We start from the raw sequence: 22,904 nt of genomic DNA, 5'->3' as shown, positions 1-22,904 counted from the left end.
GTTTCTATTTTTTGTATTCAATAACTTCATTTTTGAAAAATATAGCAAAAAGGGCCATGACCACAAAGGCGAAAATGGCCGGGAAGGTCCAGATATTGGTCCAGTCATGAACGTTATCGGAAACCAGATACATGTCGGATATCTTACCCGCTACCCAAAAACCGATAAGCATACCGAAGCCGTATGTTGCCAGGGTAATCAACCCTTGTGCTGCACTTTTAAATTTCTCTCCTGCCTTTGAATCCGTATAGATCTGGCCCGATACAAAGAAGAAATCATAGCATATACCGTGTAGTGCGATCCCAATGATAAGCATAAATGCGAGGTCACCTGCGTTGCCGTAGGCAAAGAGTAAATAACGAATGGTCCATGCCAGCATCCCTGCGATAATGGTCATCTTAAATCCAAATCGCTTAAAAAAGAAGGGAAGCAGCAACATAAACAATACCTCTGATGCCTGTCCTAAAGTCATTTTTCCCGTAGGGTTTTCCATCCCTATTTCGGCCAGGAACGGATTCGCATTTTGGTAGTAAAATGCCAGAGGGATACAGATCAATACTGAGGAGATGAAAAAGATCAGGAAATTTCGATCTTTTAATAGTTTAAGAGCATCAAGCCCGAGGATGGTAGAAATATTAACATTGCCATCTTTAATTGCCGTAGGAGGAGTTTTCGGTAAGCTAAAACTAAACAACCCCAGTACAGCAGAAGCAATTGCTACCATTAAAAAGGTGTTTTTAAGCAACCCATCAGCTCTGGCCTCAGCAGAATCCCAAAGGAAGACATAACTGATAATCAGGCCTGCCACTATCCATCCTATAGTTCCAAAAACTCTTACAAAAGCAAACTCTTTAGCCGGATCCTTCATCTGATTGAAGGAAATTGAATTAACCAAGGCCAGGGTAGGCATATAGATGATCATATATCCCAATACGTAAGGATAAAATATCGCAAAATCATCTGCACTGTACATCTGGTACATTAAAAGGGCCCCTAAGAGGTGTAAGACACCGAGAATTCGCTCCGCATTGAAATACCGATCTGCAATAAGACCTATGATAAAGGGTGCAATGATAGCTCCCCAGGATTGCGTAGAGAATGCCATGGCAATCTCTCCCCCACTCGCTTTTAAGTTGTCTCCCAAAAAGGTGCCCAGGGTAACAAACCACCCACCCCAGATAAAAAATTCCAGGAACATCATAAAGGACAATTGTATTTTGATTTTGGTGTTCATTCGGTTTGGTTTAAATGATTATCGTTTGTAAAATACGTAGTCGAGGGAAACCGGCTCGAGACCTTTAGCCCTGAAATTAGCCAAAATCTGTGCTCGATGATGGGTTGAGTGATTGATAATATGAAAGAGCATGTCTTGTATCGTATTGGTAAATAAGCGGCCTTCGGAATTTTGATAATCAATCCGCGCTTCATAATCATCAGAATTCGTGATGATCTCAAAGGTGTTGCGCTGATTTTCGTAGTGGATATCTTCCCATGATTCAAGGGGATGTTCATCCCAAACTCCAAAATCCGGTTGAGCTCCAATAATCCTCGCATTCCATATCTGATGTGCATTGAGAATATGGCTGAAAAGCCTGATACTTTCTTTGGGCACTTCCTCCAAATTACGACAGGCTTCGATTAGTTGCTTATTACTGAAAAAGTTGTAATCAAAGAGCTCATTAAAGAATTCTTCCATAAGTATGTCTCGGTATTATGTCAATTCTGATGCTGATTTCAGCATCAATTCTTTGGTAGCCATTATCCCTTTAGTTTCCTCCAGTTCGTTCCCTTCATATTCTACACCAATATAGCCTGTATAGCCGGCATCCTTGACAATCTGCAGCATTATAGTGTAGTCTATTTCAGTTTCGTTTCCGTCTTCATCAAAATTGTGTGATTTTGCACTTACGGCCTTGGCAAAAGGCATCAATTCTTCCACTCCTTTGTAGAGGTCGTACATTTCCGCACAACCACTTCTATAATCTGCAGGATCATTTCTACGAATACAGAAATTACCAAAATCGGGAAGTGTCCCACAATTGTCCATATTTACTTTTGTCATGACCTCAGCGAGCATAGCCGCATTTGAGGACAATCCTCCGTGATTCTCTACCAGTATATTAATGTTCTTATCCTTGGCATAAGTCGCTAACCGGGTAAGTCCGTCAACAGAATTCGCTACCCATGTATCGGGCTCGGTGCTGCCAGACAGATTTACCCTAATGGCATGACATCCCATTGCTTGGGCTGCATCTACCCATTTGTGGTGATTCTCCACGGCTGACATTCTCTCTGCTTTATCGGTAGTAGCAAGGTCACCCTGCCTGTCAATCATAATGAGGACATTTTCAAGACCATGTTTCTCTGCTTCCGAATTGCATCGGGCAACAAAGGCGGCCATTGCTTCAGCGCTGTAATCTGATTCACTGAGTTCCTTGTCATATAACTGACTTACGTATTCCAGCCCTGAGAAGCCCCATTCTTTTGCCTTGGCCGCAAAATCATAGGGATCCATCTCTCCGTTCCAGATCATTCTGTGTACAGACCATTGTGCCAGTGAAAGCTTAAAGAAAGGTTCGCTCAATTCCTCGATCTCTTCCATTACTCCCGATGCTTCCTTCTTGGCTTGTTTACAACCGTACATTCCTACAACCGCCAGTCCTAAGCCTGCAGCCGCTGTATTTCTGACAAATCTCCTCCTTTTCATCTCTGTTTATCTGTTGGGTTAAAAGAAAATTACAAATGGTAAAACCTTTGGATCTCATTCTCTTGTTAATATATGGCCTGTGCAAGGTAGTATTGAGATAAATAATATTATTGCTGACTATTCCTGTTTTTAACACGGAATCCTCAGTAATAAGGCCGTTTAAATGTAGAAAATTAATTTTATATTTAATACATTTAGCTTTCAAACTATAGATTTAGATGAGTAAATTTTACTACAATGAAGAACAGGATTCCTATGATGCCATAGTAGTTGGGACAGGAATAAGTGGAGGATGGGCCGCTAAGGAATTATGTGAGAACGGATTGAAGACACTTGTCCTGGAGCGCGGGCGAATGGTTAAACACCGTGAAGATTACCCCACCGCCAACATGGATACCTGGGACTTTCCCAATAACGGAGAACTATCCCCTGAAGAAGTTGCCAAACAATTTAAACAGGCACGAACAGGATATACAGTTAGGGCTCCCCACAATTTTTGGTTTGTCAATGACCTGGAACACCCTTATAATGAAACCAAGCGTTTCGACTGGATGCGTGGCTATCACGTGGGGGGAAGATCCCTGCTTTGGGGTCGGCATAGTTACAGATGGAGTGATATCGATTTCGAGGCGAATAAAAAAGAAGGCATAGCCGTAGACTGGCCAGTTCGCTACAAAGATATTGCCCCCTGGTACACCAAGGTAGAGACCTACGTTGGTATTTCAGGAGAAGCCCTCGGGCTTCCGCAGTTACCCGACAGTGTATTTGAGCCCATGATGGAGCTCAATTGTGCAGAACAACACGTAAGGGAAAAAGTTGCCGAAAAATTCGACGGCCGGGTAATTACCGCGGGTAGGGTTGCGCATATCAATAGCAGTAAAAAATTTGAAGGTGATGGCAGAAGCAAATGTCAATACCGAAACCGCTGTATAAGAGGCTGTCCTTTCGGAGCTTACTTCAGCAGTAATTCTTCTACACTTCCTGCAGCAGAAGCTACAGGAAATATGACTTTACGGCCCGATTCGATCGTTCATGAGGTCATTTATGATCCAGATACTAAAAAAGCGACCGGGGTAAAAGTAATAGACAGGGTAACCAAGGAGACTTTTGAGTTTAAGGCAAAAGTGATCTTCCTGTGTGCTTCGTCAATGGCTTCTACAGCCATTCTAATGCAATCCAGATCTGATCGTTTTCCCAATGGCATGGGGAACGACTCTGATCAATTAGGAAGAAATATCATGGACCACCATTTAGGTGTTGGAGCCGCAGGGAAACTTGACGGCTATGAGGATAAATATTTTAAGGGGCGTAAACCCAACGGTATTTATGTCCCCAGATTCCGTAATCTCGGTGGTAAGTCGAATATGAAAACCTTTAAACGGGGATATGGCTATCAGGGAAGTGGCAGCAGAGGTAATTGGGAAGAAGTGGTCTCAGAACTCTCACATGGTAAAGACCTGAAAGAAGCCATTCTTAAACCCGGAGGGTGGACATTTGGAATGGGAGGCTTCGGAGAGGTTTTACCCCACGAGGATAACCGTATGACCATGAATTATGACAATTTGGATCAATGGGGACTCCCCACTGTAACCTTCGATGCGGAATTCCAGGAAAATGAATGGAATATGCGCGAAGACATGAAAGAGCAAGCCTATGAAATGCTCTCTAAAGCAGGCTTGCGGGATGTTCAGGCATTTGACAGGCCTGGGGCTCTAGGCCTTGGAATTCACGAAATGGGAACGGCAAGAATGGGACGTGATCCCAAAACTTCAGTGCTCAACGGATACAACCAGGTACATGCAGTAAAAAATGTGTACGTTACTGATGGGGCATTTATGACCTCCGCTGCCTGTGTCAATCCTTCATTAACCTATATGGCCTTTACGGCACGAGCTGCAAATCACGCGGCAGAACAACTTAAAAAAGGACTCTTGTAATGGATAGAAGAATAGCATTAAAAAATATGGGACTGGCCTTAGGATATTCTATCGCCACCCCTACCCTTTTATCCCTCGTACAGGGGTGTAATGATGTGAAGGCTGTAGATTGGACACCTGATTTTTTCACCAAGGAAGAAGGCAATGTAATCATCAAACTGGTAGATATTATCTTACCTAAAACTGATACTCCTTCGGCTTCAGAAGTCAATGTACATGTTTTCATTGATCGGTTCACCAATGAGATCATGGAAGAAGTTCAGCAAGATATGACAAAGCTTTCTCTCAACAAATTTATTCAGAATGCCCTGAGTGAGACAGGAAAGGAAAAAGCTGAGGAGCTCACTGCAGAAGACCTGGAACCCATCTTTGCGAAAACCTTACAGATCTCAGAAGAAGAGATTATCGAGAATGAGGAACTGATGATTAAGAATACTTCCGCCGCAGCTAAAGGAGAAAATGAAGCAGTGCCGGATGAGGTTATGCGTTATTCCTTTTCTAAAAATCTTCGTGATATGACCATCTGGGGATATAAAACCTCAGAATATGTTGGTGAGAATGTCTTAGTTTATCTCCCTGTTCCTGGTGAATATATAGGTTGTGGTGACCTCAACGAGCTCACGGGCGGAAAAGATTGGTCCCTTTAATTAAATTGGATTGAAAAGAAGAACATTCATTCAAAATACGGCTTTAGCCACCGGAACCCTGTCCCTGACAGGGTTTTCTGTCCTTGGGAACTACACCAAAAACACCGCAGCTCACCGTTTTCAACTGAAGTATGCCCCCCATATCGGAATGTTTCAAGAAAGTGCCGGCGAAGATCCCATCGCCCAACTTCATTTTATGGCAGATGAAGGTTTCACCGCTTTCGAAGACAATGGAATGATGGAACGTCCGGTACAGGTACAAAACGAAATAGCCAACGTTATGAAGGAAAGGGGATTGACAATGGGCGTTTTTGTAGCTCATAAAATCTATTGGGATTCCCCAAACCTGGCGTCGGGAAATAAAGACTACAGGGAAGAGTTTTTAGGGCAGATACGGGATGCCGTGGAAGTTGCAAAGCGCGTTGGCGCCAAATGGATGACCGTCGTTCCGGGACACAGGGATCTTAGACTTCGGATGGGTTATCAAACATCTCATGTAATCACAACTTTAAAGCAAGCGAGTGCTATCCTTGAGCCTCACGGAATTACCATGGTCCTTGAACCTTTGAATTTTAGAGATCATCCTGGCTTGTTCCTTACGGAAAGTCCACAGGCGTACGAGATCTGTAAAGCCGTAGACTCACCTTCCTGTAAAATTCTTTTTGACATCTATCATCAACAAATCCAGGAGGGTAATTTAATCCCGAATATCGATTCCTGCTGGGACGAGATTGCCTATTTCCAAATAGGAGATAATCCGGGAAGAAATGAACCTAATAGCGGAGAAATCAACTATAAAAATGTCTTCAAATTCATTTACGATAAAGGTTTTAAAGGAATTTTGGGCATGGAACACGGTAATTCTATAGCCGGTATTTCTGGGGAAAGAGCGGTAATTGACGCTTATAAAATAGTTGATCCACAGCCTTGATCACCTTCAGGTTGGCTTCGTAATTGAGATTTAATTTTTCCTTTTATGGAAAAGGGGTATAAGAAAAGATCCGTGACTTCGTTTAGCACCGTATATATAAAAGAAGGGCGATGTGCTATGGAACACTATTTTTTACTTCTCTTTATTTATTTGGCTCTGCTGTTCATTGCCAAAACAGTCATATTGCCTCGTATCAACAATTCTTAGACGGACAATACATCAGAATAAAAATACCCCAGAAACCATTATTGAGAAGGATATCCGGGGTATAGTTTAATAAACACTATTCTAATACCTCAGGCATAAGTGCTTAAAATTCGAGGTCTGATTTGAAATAAAATCTGCGATCACGAACCACACATGAGGCAATCATCATCAGCCTCACCTGCTTTGGCCTGTGCGATCAACGCTTTCATTTCTTCCGGTGACATCGGTTCTGTTGAGGCTTCTGTTCCCTGTACCGGAGAAGTCTTCACTTGAATGGCTTCAGCAGCTTTGGGGTCAGGAGTAGCAGCCAGTACTTCGGCTTCTGCAGCAACACTAATTGGCACTTCCTTCTTTTTAGTATTGTCCAGGGTGAATTTAATAGCATCTACTGCTGCTTTGGTCCTCAGATAATACATTCCCGTTTTCAGGCCACTTTTCCAGGCGTAAAAATGCATGGAAGTCAGTTTTGAATAATTCGCATTTTCCATGAATAAGTTCAGAGACTGACTTTGATCTATGAAGTATCCGCGATGCCTGGACATATCAATGATGTCCTTCATGCTCAATTCCCAAACCGTTTTGTAAAGTTCCTTGATATCTTCAGGAATATTATCAATATGCTGAATTGAACCATTAGCTCGCATCAGTTCCTGTTTCAGGTTTTCGTTCCACAAGCCCAGTTCAACCAGATCCTCAAGAAGGTGTTTGTTTACCACGATAAATTCGCCTGAGAGAACTCTTCTGGTGTATATATTTGAAGTATACGGTTCAAAACATTCGTTGTTTCCTAGAATCTGAGAAGTTGATGCAGTTGGCATGGGCGCAACAAGCAGCGAATTTCTAACTCCGTGTTTTTTAACGTTTTTTCGCAATTTATCCCAGTCCCATCGGCCGGATAATTCTTCATCCTTAATCCCCCAGAGATTGTGCTGAAACTCACCTTTGGAAATTGGTGATCCTTTATAAGTTGAATAAGGTCCTTCTTCCTTGGCAGCTTCCATGGATGCAGTCACTGCCGCATAATAGAGCGTTTCAAAAATATCCTGATTTAACTTTTTTGCTTCATCACTGGTAAACGGAAGACGAAGCGCAATAAAAGCATCTGCAAGTCCCTGTACACCTAATCCAATAGGCCTGTGTCTCATGTTGGAATTTTCGGCCTCTTTAACGGGGTAGTAGTTGCGATCAATTACCCTGTTGAGATTTTTTGTGACTCGTTTTGTGACCTTGAAAAGTTCTTTGTGATCAAAACTTCCATTCTTTATAAACATAGGCAAGGCAATGGAAGCAAGATTACAAACCGCCACCTCGTCGGGAGAGGTGTATTCCATTATCTCAGTGCACAAATTGGATGATCTTATGGTCCCCAGGTTTTTCTGGTTACTCTTGCGATTGGCCGCATCCTTATAGAGCATGTAAGGAGTTCCTGTCTCTATCTGAGACTCGAGGATCTTTTCCCACAATTCCCTTGCACGTATAGTTTTTCTTCCTTTCCCTTCACTCTCATACTTCAGGTACAATTCTTCGAATTCTTCACTGTGATGAGTGAAAAGTCCGGGGCATTCGTTAGGGCACATTAGCGTCCATTCCCCGTCGGTTTCCACACGCTTCATAAATAGGTCCGGTATCCACATGGCGTAGAACAGGTCACGCGCCCGCATTTCTTCTTTTCCGTGATTCTTTTTTAATTCCAGGAATTCAAAGATATCGGCATGCCACGGTTCTACGTAAATGGCAAAACTACCTTTTCTTTTCCCCCCACCCTGATCTACATATCTCGCAGTATCGTTAAATACACGCAACATCGGGACGATACCGTTAGAGGTGCCGTTGGTACCCGCTATGTAAGACCCGGTGGCTCTGATATTGTGAATAGACAGGCCTATACCTCCAGCGGATTGTGAGATTTTTGCTGTATTTTTCAGTGTGTCATAGATACCATCAATACTGTCATCTTTCATAGCCAGCAAAAAGCAAGAGGACATCTGCGGTTTCGGAGTTCCCGAATTAAAAAGGGTTGGGGTGGCATGGGTGAAAAACTTTTTTGACATGAGCTCATAAGTCTCGATTGCCGAATCCAAATCGTCGAGATGTATCCCTACTGCCACCCGCATCAACATATGCTGAGGGCGCTCAGCTATCTTTCCGTTTAATTTTAGCAAGTATGAGCGCTCAAGGGTTTTAAAACCAAAATAATCATAGCCAAAGTCCCGGTTGTAAATAATTGTGGAATCGAGCATATCAGCGTTTTCGGAAACCACTTTGAATACCTCATCGGAAAGCAAAGGTGCTTTCTTTCCAGTTCTCGGATTGACATATTCATAAAGGTCCTTCATGGTTTCGGAGAAGGACTTCTTCGTATTTTTATGCAAGTTGGATACCGAGATTCGGGCCGCCAGCTTTGCGTAATCAGGGTGTGCAGTAGTTAGAGTTGCGGCAATCTCAGCAGCCAGATTATCGAGCTCTGAAGTGGTCACTCCATCATAAAGGCCCTCAATAACCCTCATGGCCACTTTTACAGGATCTACAAGATCGTTAAGGCCATAACATAATTTTCGAACCCTGGCCGTGATCTTGTCGAACATCATGGGTTCTTTTCTACCGTCTCTTTTTACTACGTACATTTTGCTGCGCTTATTTAATTAAATTATAAGGGTTGGTTTGAGTATTTTATAATTTTTTTAACATTTCAAATATTGAGCATAGAAAGCCCTGTTGATTGAGGGCTCTTTATACTTTAGACACCTTAGAAATCGGCATCAAAACTGATCTTCTGTGAATCCGTATCTTTTTCTTTGTTAAGAACACCCGCTTTTTGATATTCTGATACGCGTTTTTCGAAGAAATTCGTTTTCCCCTGAAGGGATATCATATCCATAAAATCAAATGGATTCGTAGAGTTGTAGACTTTCTCGCATTCCAATTCCACCAGGAGGCGATCCGTAACAAACTCGAGATACTGAGTCATGAGTTTGGCATTCATCCCAATAAGACTTACCGGAAGTGATTCTGTAATAAATTCTCTCTCGATGTTGAGGGCGTCTACGATGATATCTTTAATTCTTTCTTTAGGGACCTTGTTGACGAGATGTTTGTTATGTAAGTGTACCGCGTAATCGCAATGCATACCTTCATCCCTGGAGATTAGTTCATTGGAGAAAGTTAGGCCTGGCATCAGACCTCTTTTCTTCAGCCAGAAAATTGAACAAAATGCTCCTGAGAAAAAGATTCCTTCTACAGCGGCGAAAGCAATTAGTCGTTCTGCAAAGCTCGGGGAATCAATCCATTTAAGGGCCCAGTCGGCCTTTTTCTTAATTGCAGGGAAATTCTCAATGGCCTTAAACAGTATGCTCTTTTCCTTTTCGTCTTTTACATAAGTATCTATCAGTAAAGAATAGGTCTCCGAGTGGATATTCTCCATCATGATCTGGAACCCGTAGAAAAACTTTGCTTCAGTGTATTGTACTTCATTCACAAAATTCTCTGCCAGATTCTCGTTGACAATGCCGTCAGAGGCAGCAAAAAATGCGAGGATATGCTTTACAAAGTACTTTTCATCATCGCTGAGCTTGTTATTCCAATCCGCCAGATCCTGATGAAGGTCAATTTCCTCAGCAGTCCAAAAACAAGCTTCACATTTCTTATACCACTCCCACAAGTCGTGATGTTTAATTGGAAAGATTACGAAACGGTCTTCATTTTCTTCTAAAATAGGCTCCACGGTCTTTGACATATTTCAATTTTTTTAAAGTTATATTTTGAGTGAAAAAGTGCTTCTTGCTGGGATTAACAAAGATTAGAAAATGTTATTAAATTGTAAAGTCGGTTTTGGGAGAAGCCACTCAAAGTTTTTAACACAGCATGTTGAAATCTAGGCTTAAGAGGTGTGGATACTGCCCTTAGCACAAGAAGACTATTTGTATAAATATTTTGAGTTTTTATTGAAACCAAAATAGACCGAGAAGTATTTTATTTAATACCGCTGAGTGTTATTTCTATACTTGGTCAGAATGCAATAGAATCGATCTTGATTACAGAATATTATGCTGTAGATCGCATTCAAATAACTTAAATGGAATCATGCGGAAAATCACCAGGGGTTGACTTAAATTTTCCTAGAATATTTAGGGTGAAGGATTTTGTTCCTTGTTGGGTAGTACGAAAGACTCCGATTTAATCAGAATTGATCTTTTATAAACGGAAGAAAAATAGAAGGTATTCTAAATAATTAGCGCTCGGAATTCAGGGCTGTAGTTTCGTCCAGTAAGGGATCCTGAATGTTGTTATCCACAGCCACTTTTTCAATGGCAGCTTCTCTTTCATTGTTCTCAGTCATGGCCGCAATTATAAGCACGAACACAAAGAGTAGAAACAAGAAAACACATTTTCTCATGGTGGTAAACGGTTGATTTAAATATCCTTGAGGCGTTCCAATTATCATTTTACAGAGCATGGATAACCCGAGGGACCGTAAAGCTATAGAAAGTCCGAGCTAAGGAGAAAAATACTCCTTTAACGGTATTAAAAAATCTATGAAATACCTACTTGATTTGTGTAGACTGATGCTGCTTGCTGATTTGTTCCAATTCCTTGTACCAATTTTCACCAAATTTGCGAATCAGGGCTTCCTTTACAAATTTATAGATCGGTACCTGGAGACTTTCACCGAGAGCACAGGCTGGATCGCAAAGTTGCCATTTGTGGTAATTAACTGCCGTAAGATTAGTGTATTCAGTTACTCGAACAGGGTAGAGATGACAAGAAACGGGCTTCTTCCAAGACGTTGCGCCCTGGATATACGCTTCTTCCAAACCGCATTTAGCAATTCCTTTATCGTCAAAAACGGTATAGGCACATTCCCGCTTATCAATGAGAGGAGTTTCCCATTCCCCGTCTTCGCCCTTTACAAAATGACCAAGTGTCTCAATCGCCTCGATTCCCTCCTGCCTTAGAAATGGCTTTACTTTTTCATAAATGTCCCTGAGGATTTTGGTCTCCGACTCCTCAAGCGGTGCCCCGGCATCACCGTCAACGCAACATGCCCCTTTGCAAGCGGTGAGATTACAGACGAAATCTTTCTCGATGATTTCTTCTGAGACCAATGTCTTTCCTAGCTGAAACATATTCTCCTTATTGGGCTCAAATATACCTCAATCGAGCTAATATTACCCAAGAATATTTTACTTAACCTTCTTATTCTCCTCTAAATATGTAGTACTTTTGCCGCACTTTTAAAGCGTATAAAATGCATTTTAATTTTAGGGAAATAGCGACAGCCAGTATTATCCTTTTTGCAGTTATTGACATTGTTGGAAGCATTCCCATTATTATCAACTTACGTAAAAAAGTTGGACACATCCACTCCGAAAAAGCTTCTATCGTTGCGGGATGTATCCTGGTTGCATTTTTATTTGTCGGAGAGGAGATCCTCAACCTGATCCGCATAGACGTGTACTCCTTTGCGGTAGCAGGAGCCTTTATAATTTTCTTCCTGGCCATTGAAATGATTTTGGGAATTACCCTTTACAGGGATGATGAACCTGAAACAGCCTCGGTGGTGCCCATCGCGTTTCCATTGATAGCAGGTGCCGGGACAATGACCGCTCTGCTGTCACTCAGAGCCGAATTTTATGTAGAGAATATTATCGTGGCAATCATCGTGAATATCATTTTTGTCTACCTTGTCTTAAAGTCGTCTTCAAAAATAGAACGCGTACTCGGAAAGGCTGGCTTGGGTGTTATTCGAAAGGTATTTGGAGTGATCCTCCTGGCTATTGCAGTAAAGTTATTTGCCACAAACGTCAATCAATTATTTCAATAATTAAGTTAATTCTGAAACTTGAAAGATTCTCATCATGAATAAAACACTAAGCGTTGTCCTGATCGTACTGGCTCTTGCCCTTATTATTTACAATGTGACCATTGTTGATTTTACTGATCCTTTCGGTGAACAGAGCATCATAGCGGTTATTGGCATCGTTGCAGCACTTTGTGCTATCATTCTCCTTCTGATCTTACAGGCGTCCAAAAAAATTCAGGAAAAAATAGAGGATTAGAAGACCCTTTTTCCTCTGCGGGAAATTTTGAGATGATTTTCTTAATTTACAGGAATGAAACGTCTTTTGTTCTCCTTCTTTCTCTGTATTTATTTAAATGGCGTCTCTCAGCAATTGAAAATAAATGAGGGAGTATTAACTGATTCGATTCCTGTGCAGGGAGCGGCAGATGAAACTTTCGCAACTTACCTGCCAAGCAGTTATCAAGTCTCCCAAAAAGCCCCAATTATTTTCATTTTCGACCCTGCCGGGAGGGGTAAAACCGGACTACTACCCTTTATTGAGGCCGCGGAAGAATACGGATATATCCTGATTTGTTCCAACAATACCAAAAACGGCCCTTATGGACCAAATTTAGAAATTACAGATCGCCTGTTCAAATCGGTTTTTGCAAAATTTACGGTAGACAGTAATCGTATATACACAGCCGGGTTTTCGGGTGGGTCTAGGCTCGCCGGGACTATTGCCGTGTTAAGCGGTGCCATACAAGGAGTGATTGCATGTGGTGCTGGTTTTGCTCAGTATCCCCTGTATTTTCCCAACAAGAATAACCGTTTCTCTTATGTAGGAATTGTGGGAGATAAAGACATGAACTTCCGGGAAATGCAAAAAACTGAGGATTGGTTAGTCTCGTTAAAGATTCCGAACGAACGCATTGTTTTTAATGGTGAACATCAATGGCCTCCTTCTGAAGTTATGCTCCGGGCGTTGGGTTGGCTGGAAGAAGAAGCGTTCAGAAAAGGTGTTAAAGAGGTAAACAGCGAGCTGAGATCCAAAAATTTTAAAGATGTACTTGTAAAGGCACAGTATTACGAAAGCGAGGGACAACTGGTTGAGGCCTCCCGGGAATTATCGCGGATGATTGAATATTATCCGGATCTGATCTCATCTGACAGCCTTGAGAAGCGATTAAGAAAATTAAAACGCGAAAAGCGATATAGGAAGGAAAAAACCCGACTAGCAAAAGTCGCGATGCTGGAAGATACTCTCAATTATAAAACAAAGGAACGCTTTGCACTTGAGCTTTCCATGGGTGAGAGTCCGGATGCCTTTGAATGGTGGGAGAATACAGTAAAGGAGCTCAAAGAAAAATACGCCTCGCACGAAGAGCCCGAGTATCAGCTGATGGCCTATCGCCTACAGCGCCATCTATTCGCTATGGCAGGGGAGTCTATGGATTCCTTTTTACGCGAGAATAAGGTAAAGGAACAGGAATACGCCGAAAAACTCCTCCTGGTCATTGCCCCTGATAGTCCGTTTACCTATTATCAACTAGCCAGAAAATACGCTGCCTGGAAGAAATATCCTTCTGCTCTTAAACACCTTGAAAAAATGATGCAACTGGGATGGACTGATAAAAATCTGGTAAAGAATACTTCGGAATTTCAAAATTTAAAAACCCTGAAGGAATTTAATGAATTGCTGGAGAGATACTGAATGAGACTATGGAAATTAAATTAAAAGAATTATTCCTTTAATAGAGGCTTTTCCGGCTGCCAGGTAGGCCGGTCAAGATCAATTACCTTTAGTAGCATCTGATCTATTTCGCCCTTGATCTTCGCACTAATATTTGGAGAAAACAACTGCTCAGCCAGAGCCGCTTTTAAATACAATTTAATTCGTTCTTCATACTCGTAGAAATCCATGCTGATGTTGATCGATAAAGCAAAATTCACGAATTTTTCAAACAAAATATCGTCTACCCTGAAGTTCTTTACAAATTCAGATTCAGTATAGGCTTCGTATTGTTCCCTGTCTTCTTCCAGGTGCTCAAAAATAAATCGGGGGGTAAAGCCAAGATTAGCCATACTCTTAATAGTTTCTTCTTCTAAGTTGCCGATTGGCACAAAAACATCAGGTATAATCCCTCCACCACCATAGACCACTTTCCCCTTGGGAGTAGTGTATTTTAGTGAATCGGTAACCTTGATGCTGTCTGCAGAAACGAGTTCCCCATTTTCAAATCGATCTTCAAACCGTTCGTAATAGTCTTCACTTCCATTCTGGTAATCCCGCTGAATAGACCTGCCGGTTGGGGTATAGTAACGTGAAACGGTTAAGCGAACAGCAGAGCCGTCTCCCAGGGCCATTTCGCGTTGAACAAGCCCTTTTCCGAAAGACCTGCGCCCCACTATTGTGCCTACGTCGTTGTCTTGTAATGCCCCGGCAATAATTTCACTGGCAGAAGCCGATCGTTCATTGATCAGTACGTAAACGGGTTGGTTCTCAAATGAGCCCTTTTCCGTCGCAAACATCTTATCTATCTTTCCTTTATTGTTTTTGGTGAACAGGATAAGCTTTCCCTCTTTCAGGAATTCATCGGCCAATTGTTCTGCTATTCCCAGATAGCCTCCGGGATTGTCTCTTAGATCAAGGGTTAATTTCTTTGCACCTTGTTTTTGCAATGACTTTAGTGCTTTTTTAAATTCTTTGTACGTACTCTCGGCAAATCTGTTAATCTTGATGTATCCCATATCAGGAGTCAGCATATAAAACGACTCCACGCTCTTGATCGGCACCCTGTCTCTTTTAAGGGTCACATCAAAGAACCGGTCCTCTTTTTTCCTGTATACCTTTAAATCAACCGATGTCCCGCTTTCTCCTTTTAATGTTCCAACTATTTTCCTGCTCGGCAGGTTCTTGCCGTAAAGGGTATCTCCATCGGCAATTAAAATTCTGTCGCCGGGTTCAATCCCTTCAAGGAAACTGGGGCCATTCTCTACGGTCCTGATTACTGTAATCGTATCCCTGTACATATAGAAATTGATGCCGATCCCCACAAAATCGCCCTTCATATTTTCTGAGACCTGGGAGAGTTCTTCCTTCGGAATATAGACCGAATGGGGATCTAATTTTTCAAGGATATTATTTACGGTTACATCAACAATACTATCGGTATTGATCTCATCAACATACTCATAGTCTATATAATCGATGAGGCGATTGAGTTTATCCTTTTTCGAGTTGGTGGTAAATAGCTTTTCAGGTGAATCGTTAAAATCGAGCTTTCCGCCTATCAGGATTCCCAAAGACAGCGCTAAAGCGATTATTGCCGGCCATATGTAATGATACTTCTTCATTTCTTCCTACGCATTTTCTTCTAAAATATGTGGCAGATGCTCCAATGCCACCCCTGCCCTTTCTAAAAACTCCAATCCCGATCCATCTTTATAGGCGATCTGATATACTACACGTTTTATGCCAGATTGGTGAATCAGTTTACTACATTCTCTACAAGGAGAAAGAGTAATGTACAAGGTGGCTCCTTCACAAGACTGGGTAGACGAGGCTACTTTAGAAATGGCATTCGCCTCTGCGTGCAGGACATACCATTTTGTATAGCCCTTCTCATCTTCACAAAAATTTTCAAATCCAGTAGGGGTGCCGTTATATCCGTCTGAAATGATCATTCGGTCTTTGACAATAATAGCCCCTACCTGTTTACGCTCACAATAGGATAACTTGCCCCACTCATGTGCCATTCTCAAATAGGCCTTGTCGTATTTTAGCTGCTTTTTTTTGGTCACTTCTTCACGGGTCTGATTCCACTGGCCTAGGCTCGCAAGCACTAAGATACCTGCTTTGGGAGAGTCCAACAACCAATAATGGTTAATATTTAATTAAAACCGACAAGGTGTATTATTCCATCACCTTAGCCCGGCCATGTGTCAATTATCATGGGGATTGTTATCAAAATTACAATTGAGGTGGTGCCAATAACAAAGTATTTTCTGGGTAATTTCAATCCCATCTCCAAAATAGCCGCTACAGCCAATACTGCAGTAATTACAATGATTTGTGAAATTTCTATCCCGGTAGCAAAGCCGAGTAAGGGATTGAATTTCTCATCTTCCCCTGCCATCAGCATTTTAAAATAATTTGAAAATCCAAAACCGTGAATAAGCCCGAAAAAGCCCGTTGCCACGGCTTGTAGTTGAAAGCTCAGTACACTACCTTCTTTCAAGCTATCCCATAGATTGAAAAGTGCAGTCAGCAATATGGTTACCGGAATCAGAAACTCAATCCAGGCCACATCAACTTCAACCACTTTATAAACGGATAAAGCCAGGGAAATACAATGCGTAATGGTGAATACGGTAACCAGCGTCAGAATCTTTTTCCACATTCTGAGGGAAAAAGGGATCACCAGGGCCATCAGAAATAAAATATGATCGTAGGCAGCCAGGTCTAAGACATGCTCCAATCCTAATTTCGTGTAAAACCAAAAGTTTTCCATGATTTTAAGAATTACATTCCGCGCTCGTTCTGTATTTGTTCATAGGCTTTCTGAACTTCTTTAAACTTCTCCTCGGCGCCTCTCTTGATCGCCTCATTCTCAGTGTTTACTCTGTCCGGGTGATACTTTTTCGCCATGGTCCGGTAGGCCTTCTTCACCTCATCATCGGACACACTTTTGTCTATCTCCAATATCTTGTAGGCATTATCGGCACTTTTGACAAACATGGCCTTAATACTTTCGTAATCCGTTCTTCCAATCCTTAAATACCCGGCAATTTCTCTGATCTTGTCAATCTCCGGAGGTCTGATAGATCCGTCAGACTGGGCGATAGCAAACAAGAAATGAAGGAGTTGAAGCCGAACTTCATATCGAGTTCTCTGGTTGAGGTATGTGCAGATCTTTTGGGCAGAAATTTCGCGTTTCTTGATCACCTCGTTAAAAGTTCTGAAAATGGCATTTGCCTTTTCCTTACCGTAAGTGCTGAGGAAATATTGACGTACGTAATCCAGTTCGCGCTGACTAACCTGTCCGTCGGCTTTGATAACTATAGAACACAACGACAGGAGATTGAGTTCAAAGTCGGCCGGACTCACCTTCTGCCTTGACAGGTCGTCAAAGATCGACCTCCCCTGGAGCCGGAGCCCATATTATCCATAAAGCTACCTACAAGGAAACCAATAATGGCTCCCGGAAGACGAAATAAGAAGAAGCCTAGTATGGCTGCGATCCACCGAATCATGCTCAAAAAAAATTTTGCCAAAGATAGGGTTTAACCGCTAAAAAGTTCGGTAGTCTTAAGAAAGCTTTGGCTTATAATTTCCTCATAATTCCTATCTTTGTGCTCAATAAAAAAATAAGACTATGTATCCTGCAGAATTAGTAAAACCCATGAGAGAAGACCTGTCTACAGCAGGCTTTGAAGAATTATATACCGCGGAGGCTGTAAATAGCGCCATTGGAAAAGAGGGCACTACCTTGGTAGTGGTTAACTCTGTATGCGGATGTGCAGCAGCCAATGCCAGACCTGCTGCTAAGTTAAGCCTGAGAAACGATAAAAAACCAGATCATCTTATCACGGTTTTTGCCGGGGTAGATACAGAAGCAGTTGATGCAGCGAGAAATCTAATGGTTCCTTTTCCTCCATCATCCCCCAGTATGGCATTGTTTAAAAATGGAGAACTGGTCCATATGATTGAAAGACACCATATTGAAGGTCGTCCTGCTGAGATGATTGCCGAAAATCTGACTGAGGCGTATAATGAATTTTGTTAGTTTATAACAGACATATTTATTGAACCGCACTATTCCAAGTGCGGTTTTTTTATTTTTGTTTTATGCGAAAGCTCCTGGCTTACCCCTTAACGGTTTTGTACTTCCTCATTTTTGGAATTAGCCTGCTTGTTTTCCATCCTGTGCAATGGATATGCCTGAATTGGTTTGGGTACCACGCCCATCAAAAAAGTGTGAGCTATCTCAACCTGGTATTAATGTGGTGCACTTACATCCTGGGTACACGCTATACCTTTATCAACAAGCAGCAAATTCCTGAGGATAAACCTCTTATCATCGTTTCCAATCACCAGAGTATGAACGATATTCCGCCCATCATCTGGTATTTGAGAAAGCATCATCCCAAGTTTGTCAGTAAAATTGAATTGGGCAAGGGGATTCCAAGTGTTTCGTTTAATCTGAGACACGGAGGTTCTGCATTGATCGACAGGAAGGATAGTAAACAGGCTCTGTTGGCCATTTCGAAACTGGGTAAGTACATAGAAAAACACAACAGGAGCGCAGTTATCTTTCCCGAAGGTACCCGAAGCAGGACGGGGCACCCTAAAAAATTTCAGACAACCGGCTTAAAGGTTTTAATGAAGCAAGCTCCATCTGCCCTGATAGTACCCATCAGCATAAATAATTCATGGAAAATGCTGCGGTATGGTAAGTTTCCTTATGGTATCGGTTCCCATTTGATTTTTAAGGTGCACCCTGCAATTGCTAATACAGGAGACGCTGATGTACTTATTTCCAGAGTAGAAGAACAAATCACCAAAGACATCCGAATTAACCCATGACCAATACAGAACTGGTTGAATCAACCATCGATTTTGTAAAAGAAACTCTTGTAAATGCAGAGGCCGGCCATGATTGGTTTCATACTCAAAGGGTATTTAAAAATGCACTCCTCATTTCCAAAGATGAAAAGGCAGATGTACTGGTTGTGAGTTTAGGCGCTTTACTACACGATATTGCTGATGCCAAATTCCATAAAGGAGACGAAACCCTCGGGCCTAAACTGGCGAAGGAATTTCTCAATTCCATCGGAGTTGATAATAAGGTCATCGATAAGGTCTGTTACATCATTGAAAACATCTCGTTTAAAAATACAGTTGGACAAAAAATCACCCCAAAGCATCCATTGGAATTACATGTGGTTCAGGATGCAGATAGATTAGATGCCCTAGGAGCCATCGGCATTGCCAGAGCCTTTCACTACGGAGGCTTTAAAAACAGAAAACTCTACGATCCTGACATTGCTCCGAACCTCAGCATGAACAAGGACACTTACAAAAACTCCCAAAGCCCCACCATCAATCATTTTTATGAAAAGCTGTTATTGCTTAAAGACAAAATGAACACCAAAACAGGGAGAAAAATTGCAGAACAACGGCACGATTTTCTTCTTGGATACCTGGAACAATTCTATGCTGAATGGAATGGAAACCGTTAAATGCAATTAGGTTGCCTGTGCTATAAAAGCACTCCCCAACATCCACTTCATCTACTTTTATTCGATCTGTTTTTTTGTATCTTTCCTCGCATCTTAAAAGGAAAAATTCATGCAAAGACGAAAATTTATTAAAAATGTAACGGCTTCTTCCGCTGTGTTTTCTATTGTTCCCAGTTATGTTCTCGGAAAGGGACATGTGCCCCCGAGTGACACGCTCTACGTTGGCGCTTTTGGAGTGGGAGGAAGAGGATCTGGTGTCATTAGAGGCCTACATGAAACAGGAAAGGTAAAATTCGTCTCTTTCTGCGATGTAGATGATCGACGAGCGGCCCAAACCTATGAATTCTTCCCGGATGTAAAACGCTATAAGGACTTTCGCAAAGTGTACGACAAGCAGCTAAAGGATATGGATGCGATTATGGTTGCTACTCCAGACCATACCCATGCTACCATAGCATTGCCTTTTATGAGGGCTAAAAAGCACGCCTATGTGGAAAAACCCCTCACCCATAATATCGCTGAAGCCCGATTGATGACACAAGTAGCTGCTGAAAATGGTATTTCAACTCAAATGGGTAACCAGGGAGCATCCAGTGACGGTAGCAGACAAGCTAAGGAATGGATAAACTCTGGCATAATTGGTAAAGTAGAGCGGGTCGATTGCTGGACAAACCGTCCTGTATGGCCGCAAGGAATTCCGCTCCCTCAAGGGAAGGACGAAATCCCGGATGGCCTGGATTGGGACCTGTGGTTAGGTCCGGCAGCTAAACGAGATTACAATAACGCCTACCTACCCTTTAAATGGCGTGGATGGTGGGACTTTGGCACCGGTGCTTTAGGAGATATGGGTTGCCATATTATGGAGACCCCTTTTGGAGTGCTAGACCTGGGTTATCCTACCGAAGCAGAAGCCAGTTGTACCACAAATTGGGTAGGTGATTTTGTAGAAGCCGACTATAGTGCTTCTTGTCCGGCTTCTTCCATCGTCAGATTGAAATTTGATACCCCGAATCACGGTGAAATAGCACTGAACTGGTATGATGGAGGCATCATGCCCGACCTTCCCGACGAGTTAAAAGACGATGAAACTATAGGAGATACCGGAGGGGGAACTGTTTTTTATGGTACTAAAGGAATTCTCGTTTGTGATGTCTATTCCCGTAATGCCCGATTGCTCCCTTCGGAAATGATGGGTCTGTTTTCTCCCCCTTCGCCTACCTTGCCAAGAGTATTAGGTAGCACGGGAGGGCATCAGCAAAATTGGGTAGAAGGCTGCATGCAAGGCAGTAATACTTCTTCCAGTTTTGATCGTTCAGGACCACTTACAGAGGCTGTGCTCATGGGCAATCTGGCTATTAAAGCTTTTCAATATAAAGAACTCAAAGAAGGCAAGCAGTTAGGCGACTGGGATCCTTTTGCCTATCCTGGCAGAAGAAAAATTATGTGGGATGGCGATGCCATGCGAGTTACCAATTTTGAAAAAGCGAACGAGTGGGTTAAAGGTACTTATCGCAAAGGTTGGGACTTGAGTTAAATCGTCTTAATTGATGGTACATAGATTTGATTCATCCCATTGAGATAATTAACGGCAGTTACTGGAACTGGTGAATACATTAAAATCATTATTCCCAGTAGTTTACAATTAAAAGTATGCCGTTTGCGAGTTTTTTTTGGTGAGTATCTATCAAACTATTCTCTTGCTTCCCATGAAACAGTCAAAATGGAACATTTCGATTAAAGAACTTGTTTTTCAAGTGATTCTGTTAGTAGTAGTCTTTCTTTTTTACTCCTTTGATCGTAACGAACCAGGATTTAAATTACATCAGTTCGTTTTCTTTTCAACTTATGTCCTGGCTTCCACTATTATCGGATATTTTCTAATGCCAAAGCTTCTATACAAGAAAAAGTATATTCTATTTTCGATTTCTCTTGTATCCATTATTGCTTTGCTCATCGTCCTTGAGGAATTAGTTTTAGAACCTGTATTTTTTCCGGGGACAAGAAGAGCTTCTTCTTTTGCTCCGGTCCTTTACTCTATGCTGGGGGTGCTCCCTGTACTTACCGTTTTGGTGGGATTTAAATTTGGATGGGATGCGCTGCAAAAGCAACAGCAAATTGAAAAACTTGAAAGCATTATTGAAGAAAGCGAACTCCAATTTTTACGTTCACAAATCAATCCGCATTTTTTGTTCAACAACCTCAACAACCTTTATTCATATGCCATTCAAGGTTCTGAAAAGACCCCTCAGATTATTCTGGAACTCAGTGGTCTGCTAAGATATATGCTATACGAATGCAAGGAAAACTTCGTGCCTCTTGCGAAAGAATTAGAACAGCTTCAGAATTTTATCGCATTGAGCAAATTACAGATTGAAGATCGGGGTACGGTATCTTTTAATGTGTCCCAACAAGTGGCCAACTATAAAATTGCCCCATTAATTTTAATTGTATTTATAGAAAATGCTTTTAAACATAGTCAGGCAGAGCAATCAGACGATATAAGTATCAAAATTGATGTCTCTTTTAAGGGTGATACCTTGCTTTTTAAGTGTATCAATAATCACGATAGTGGTGAAAAACATGAAAGTCTCTCAAGCGGAATAGGATTGACTAATGTGAGAAAGAGATTAAACCTGATTTACCCGAAAAAACACGAGCTGTCTATACGTGATAATGGCAATACCTACGAGGTGGACTTAAGTATTGAACTGACAAAAATCTGACGAAATGACCTGCATTATTATTGAAGACCAAGTACCGGCGCAGCGCATCTTGCAAAAATACATTGAAGACGCTAAGATCCTGCAACTTAAAGGTACGTTTTCAAGTGCTCTGGAGGCCATGGAATTCCTCAAAAACAATACAGTGGATATTGTATTTCTAGATATTCACTTGCCCAAATTGACCGGCTTGGAATTTATTAAATCCTTGAGTAACCGGCCTAATATAATCCTAACCACCGCCTTTTCTGATTATGCCCTTGAAAGCTATGAATACAATGTCATTGATTATCTGCTAAAACCATTTTCATTTCAACGATTTTTAAAAGCCATAGCCAAGGTGAGTAAAACACCTGGTAATAGCGACAGGCAAACCAGCCAAACAATAAATGATTCGGATGATATTTATATTAAGTCAGGCCACGAATACCGAAAATTGAAGGTCTCTGATATCTCTTTTATAAAATCAGATACCGATTACACAGTAATTTATACCAAAGAGACCAAACACCTCTCCGTAGAGCGGCTGAAACATTGGGAAGAGGTGCTGCCAAAAGATTTGTTTCTAAGAATTCACAAATCCTATTTAATTAATACCAAAAAGATCGTAAAGTTTTTAGGCAATCGTGTTTATTTAGATAATGACATGGAGCTCCCAATCGGCAGGTTATACAAAGAAGCATTCGTCAATAAGGTTTTGAATCAGTAATAATCTCTTAGTAATTTATAAA

22 protein-coding genes and 1 pseudogene are annotated in these 22,904 nt (G+C 41.7%); 12 read left to right on the top strand and 11 right to left on the bottom strand.

Annotated features, from left to right (window positions below; genetic code table 11):
- Positions 1–4 precede the first annotated feature (4 nt).
- Genes EQY75_RS13870 through EQY75_RS13860 form a run of 3 tightly spaced genes read right to left on the bottom strand, consistent with a single transcriptional unit; the run spans position 5 to position 2,707 of the window.
- Entirely contained in the window at positions 5–1,234 is a 1,230-nt protein-coding gene (locus tag EQY75_RS13870; RefSeq protein WP_129606824.1) for a nucleoside permease, read from the bottom strand.
- 18 nt (positions 1,235–1,252) lie between these two features.
- Entirely contained in the window at positions 1,253–1,696 is a 444-nt protein-coding gene (locus EQY75_RS13865) for a DinB family protein (protein ID WP_129606822.1), read from the bottom strand.
- 15 nt (positions 1,697–1,711) lie between these two features.
- Positions 1,712–2,707 (bottom strand): sugar phosphate isomerase/epimerase family protein, encoded by a 996-nt coding sequence (locus EQY75_RS13860; RefSeq protein WP_129606820.1) that lies wholly within the window; start codon positions 2,705–2,707, stop codon positions 1,712–1,714.
- Between the two features lie 218 nt (positions 2,708–2,925).
- Between EQY75_RS13860 and EQY75_RS13855 the strand changes: the two genes are divergently transcribed.
- Genes EQY75_RS13855 through EQY75_RS13845 form a run of 3 tightly spaced genes read left to right on the top strand, consistent with a single transcriptional unit; the run spans position 2,926 to position 6,222 of the window.
- Entirely contained in the window at positions 2,926–4,644 is a 1,719-nt protein-coding gene (locus EQY75_RS13855; RefSeq protein ID WP_129606818.1) for a GMC oxidoreductase, read from the top strand.
- Positions 4,644–5,291, top strand: a complete 648-nt coding sequence (locus EQY75_RS13850) for a gluconate 2-dehydrogenase subunit 3 family protein (RefSeq protein WP_129606816.1) — start codon at positions 4,644–4,646, stop codon at positions 5,289–5,291. The genes EQY75_RS13855 and EQY75_RS13850 overlap by 1 nt, the downstream gene beginning before the upstream one ends.
- Before the next feature lie 10 nt (positions 5,292–5,301).
- Positions 5,302–6,222, top strand: a complete 921-nt coding sequence (locus EQY75_RS13845; RefSeq protein ID WP_129606814.1) for a hydroxypyruvate isomerase family protein — start codon at positions 5,302–5,304, stop codon at positions 6,220–6,222.
- A gap of 347 nt (positions 6,223–6,569) precedes the next feature.
- Here EQY75_RS13845 and EQY75_RS13840 read toward each other — a convergent pair whose 3' ends face one another.
- The 4 genes from EQY75_RS13840 to EQY75_RS13830 form a co-directional block, all read right to left on the bottom strand.
- Positions 6,570–9,053, bottom strand: coding sequence for a ribonucleoside-diphosphate reductase subunit alpha (locus tag EQY75_RS13840; protein ID WP_129606812.1), 2,484 nt, complete (start codon positions 9,051–9,053; stop codon positions 6,570–6,572).
- A gap of 122 nt (positions 9,054–9,175) precedes the next feature.
- Complete coding sequence (locus EQY75_RS13835) at positions 9,176–10,162, bottom strand: ribonucleotide-diphosphate reductase subunit beta (RefSeq protein WP_129606810.1); 987 nt, start codon at positions 10,160–10,162, stop codon at positions 9,176–9,178.
- A gap of 495 nt (positions 10,163–10,657) precedes the next feature.
- Complete coding sequence (locus EQY75_RS14050; RefSeq protein ID WP_165200671.1) at positions 10,658–10,804, bottom strand: hypothetical protein; 147 nt, start codon at positions 10,802–10,804, stop codon at positions 10,658–10,660.
- Between the two features lie 166 nt (positions 10,805–10,970).
- Positions 10,971–11,552 carry a DUF3109 family protein gene (locus tag EQY75_RS13830; RefSeq protein WP_129606808.1) on the bottom strand — a complete coding sequence of 194 codons (582 nt, stop codon included), beginning with the start codon at positions 11,550–11,552 and terminating at the stop codon, positions 10,971–10,973.
- A gap of 122 nt (positions 11,553–11,674) precedes the next feature.
- Between EQY75_RS13830 and EQY75_RS13825 the strand changes: the two genes are divergently transcribed.
- Genes EQY75_RS13825 through EQY75_RS13815 form a run of 3 tightly spaced genes read left to right on the top strand, consistent with a single transcriptional unit; the run spans position 11,675 to position 13,922 of the window.
- Positions 11,675–12,250 (top strand): MarC family protein, encoded by a 576-nt coding sequence (locus EQY75_RS13825; RefSeq protein ID WP_129606806.1) that lies wholly within the window; start codon positions 11,675–11,677, stop codon positions 12,248–12,250.
- Between the two features lie 34 nt (positions 12,251–12,284).
- Positions 12,285–12,485 (top strand): hypothetical protein, encoded by a 201-nt coding sequence (locus EQY75_RS13820; RefSeq protein ID WP_129606804.1) that lies wholly within the window; start codon positions 12,285–12,287, stop codon positions 12,483–12,485.
- 54 nt (positions 12,486–12,539) lie between these two features.
- Positions 12,540–13,922, top strand: a complete 1,383-nt coding sequence (locus EQY75_RS13815) for a TPR end-of-group domain-containing protein (protein ID WP_129606802.1) — start codon at positions 12,540–12,542, stop codon at positions 13,920–13,922.
- A 29-nt stretch (positions 13,923–13,951) separates the two neighbouring features.
- On the opposite strand, the gene EQY75_RS13810 is transcribed toward EQY75_RS13815, so the two are convergent.
- The 4 genes and pseudogenes from EQY75_RS13810 to EQY75_RS13795 all read right to left on the bottom strand — a co-directional run bounded on the left by EQY75_RS13810 (position 13,952) and on the right by EQY75_RS13795 (position 17,464).
- Entirely contained in the window at positions 13,952–15,565 is a 1,614-nt protein-coding gene (locus EQY75_RS13810) for a S41 family peptidase (RefSeq protein WP_129606800.1), read from the bottom strand.
- Positions 15,566–15,571: 6 nt separating this feature from the next.
- Positions 15,572–15,967 carry a deoxycytidylate deaminase gene (locus tag EQY75_RS13805; protein WP_425462164.1) on the bottom strand — a complete coding sequence of 132 codons (396 nt, stop codon included), beginning with the start codon at positions 15,965–15,967 and terminating at the stop codon, positions 15,572–15,574.
- Between the two features lie 170 nt (positions 15,968–16,137).
- The gene (locus tag EQY75_RS13800) at positions 16,138–16,722 is read right to left on the bottom strand and encodes a HupE/UreJ family protein (protein ID WP_129606799.1); all 585 of its coding nucleotides are present in this window, start codon (positions 16,720–16,722) and stop codon (positions 16,138–16,140) included.
- Positions 16,723–16,733: 11 nt separating this feature from the next.
- Positions 16,734–17,464 (bottom strand): annotated as a pseudogene (locus EQY75_RS13795) (TerB family tellurite resistance protein).
- A 122-nt stretch (positions 17,465–17,586) separates the two neighbouring features.
- Between EQY75_RS13795 and EQY75_RS13790 the strand changes: the two are divergent.
- The 6 genes from EQY75_RS13790 to EQY75_RS13765 all read left to right on the top strand — a co-directional run bounded on the left by EQY75_RS13790 (position 17,587) and on the right by EQY75_RS13765 (position 22,882).
- On the top strand, positions 17,587–17,997 hold the full coding sequence (locus tag EQY75_RS13790; protein ID WP_129606797.1) for a BrxA/BrxB family bacilliredoxin: 411 nt from the start codon (positions 17,587–17,589) through the stop codon (positions 17,995–17,997).
- 62 nt (positions 17,998–18,059) lie between these two features.
- On the top strand, positions 18,060–18,797 hold the full coding sequence (locus EQY75_RS13785; RefSeq protein ID WP_129606795.1) for a lysophospholipid acyltransferase family protein: 738 nt from the start codon (positions 18,060–18,062) through the stop codon (positions 18,795–18,797).
- The gene (locus EQY75_RS13780) at positions 18,794–19,453 is read left to right on the top strand and encodes an HD domain-containing protein (protein WP_129606793.1); all 660 of its coding nucleotides are present in this window, start codon (positions 18,794–18,796) and stop codon (positions 19,451–19,453) included. The genes EQY75_RS13785 and EQY75_RS13780 overlap by 4 nt, the downstream gene beginning before the upstream one ends.
- A 109-nt stretch (positions 19,454–19,562) precedes the next feature.
- Positions 19,563–20,987 carry a Gfo/Idh/MocA family protein gene (locus EQY75_RS13775; RefSeq protein WP_129606791.1) on the top strand — a complete coding sequence of 475 codons (1,425 nt, stop codon included), beginning with the start codon at positions 19,563–19,565 and terminating at the stop codon, positions 20,985–20,987.
- A gap of 172 nt (positions 20,988–21,159) precedes the next feature.
- On the top strand, positions 21,160–22,176 hold the full coding sequence (locus EQY75_RS13770) for a sensor histidine kinase (protein ID WP_129606788.1): 1,017 nt from the start codon (positions 21,160–21,162) through the stop codon (positions 22,174–22,176).
- Positions 22,177–22,180: 4 nt separating this feature from the next.
- Positions 22,181–22,882, top strand: a complete 702-nt coding sequence (locus tag EQY75_RS13765; RefSeq protein WP_129606786.1) for a LytR/AlgR family response regulator transcription factor — start codon at positions 22,181–22,183, stop codon at positions 22,880–22,882.
- The last annotated feature ends 22 nt before the right edge of the window (positions 22,883–22,904 follow it).

Origin of the sequence: Muriicola soli, assembly GCF_004139715.1 — a bacterium.
GTDB classification, from domain to species: domain Bacteria; phylum Bacteroidota; class Bacteroidia; order Flavobacteriales; family Flavobacteriaceae; genus Muriicola; species Muriicola soli.
This window is presented reverse-complemented; position numbering and strand designations above follow the sequence as displayed.

Excerpts from the sequence above, each read along its gene's own strand:
- EQY75_RS13870 (WP_129606824.1), bottom strand. The coding sequence starts at position 1,234 with ATGAACACCAAAATCAAAATACAATTGTCCTTTATGATGTTCCTGGAA.
- EQY75_RS13865 (WP_129606822.1), bottom strand. The coding sequence starts at position 1,696 with ATGGAAGAATTCTTTAATGAGCTCTTTGATTACAACTTTTTCAGTAAT.
- EQY75_RS13860 (WP_129606820.1), bottom strand. The coding sequence starts at position 2,707 with ATGAAAAGGAGGAGATTTGTCAGAAATACAGCGGCTGCAGGCTTAGGA.
- EQY75_RS13855 (WP_129606818.1), top strand. The coding sequence starts at position 2,926 with ATGAGTAAATTTTACTACAATGAAGAACAGGATTCCTATGATGCCATA.
- EQY75_RS13850 (WP_129606816.1), top strand. The coding sequence starts at position 4,644 with ATGGATAGAAGAATAGCATTAAAAAATATGGGACTGGCCTTAGGATAT.
- EQY75_RS13840 (WP_129606812.1), bottom strand. The coding sequence starts at position 9,053 with ATGTACGTAGTAAAAAGAGACGGTAGAAAAGAACCCATGATGTTCGAC.
- EQY75_RS13835 (WP_129606810.1), bottom strand. The coding sequence starts at position 10,162 with ATGTCAAAGACCGTGGAGCCTATTTTAGAAGAAAATGAAGACCGTTTC.
- EQY75_RS13830 (WP_129606808.1), bottom strand. The coding sequence starts at position 11,552 with ATGTTTCAGCTAGGAAAGACATTGGTCTCAGAAGAAATCATCGAGAAA.
- EQY75_RS13825 (WP_129606806.1), top strand. The coding sequence starts at position 11,675 with ATGCATTTTAATTTTAGGGAAATAGCGACAGCCAGTATTATCCTTTTT.
- EQY75_RS13820 (WP_129606804.1), top strand. The coding sequence starts at position 12,285 with ATGAATAAAACACTAAGCGTTGTCCTGATCGTACTGGCTCTTGCCCTT.
- EQY75_RS13815 (WP_129606802.1), top strand. The coding sequence starts at position 12,540 with ATGAAACGTCTTTTGTTCTCCTTCTTTCTCTGTATTTATTTAAATGGC.
- EQY75_RS13810 (WP_129606800.1), bottom strand. The coding sequence starts at position 15,565 with ATGAAGAAGTATCATTACATATGGCCGGCAATAATCGCTTTAGCGCTG.
- EQY75_RS13805 (WP_425462164.1), bottom strand. The coding sequence starts at position 15,967 with ATGGCACATGAGTGGGGCAAGTTATCCTATTGTGAGCGTAAACAGGTA.
- EQY75_RS13800 (WP_129606799.1), bottom strand. The coding sequence starts at position 16,722 with ATGGAAAACTTTTGGTTTTACACGAAATTAGGATTGGAGCATGTCTTA.
- EQY75_RS13790 (WP_129606797.1), top strand. The coding sequence starts at position 17,587 with ATGTATCCTGCAGAATTAGTAAAACCCATGAGAGAAGACCTGTCTACA.
- EQY75_RS13785 (WP_129606795.1), top strand. The coding sequence starts at position 18,060 with ATGCGAAAGCTCCTGGCTTACCCCTTAACGGTTTTGTACTTCCTCATT.
- EQY75_RS13780 (WP_129606793.1), top strand. The coding sequence starts at position 18,794 with ATGACCAATACAGAACTGGTTGAATCAACCATCGATTTTGTAAAAGAA.
- EQY75_RS13775 (WP_129606791.1), top strand. The coding sequence starts at position 19,563 with ATGCAAAGACGAAAATTTATTAAAAATGTAACGGCTTCTTCCGCTGTG.
- EQY75_RS13770 (WP_129606788.1), top strand. The coding sequence starts at position 21,160 with ATGAAACAGTCAAAATGGAACATTTCGATTAAAGAACTTGTTTTTCAA.
- EQY75_RS13765 (WP_129606786.1), top strand. The coding sequence starts at position 22,181 with ATGACCTGCATTATTATTGAAGACCAAGTACCGGCGCAGCGCATCTTG.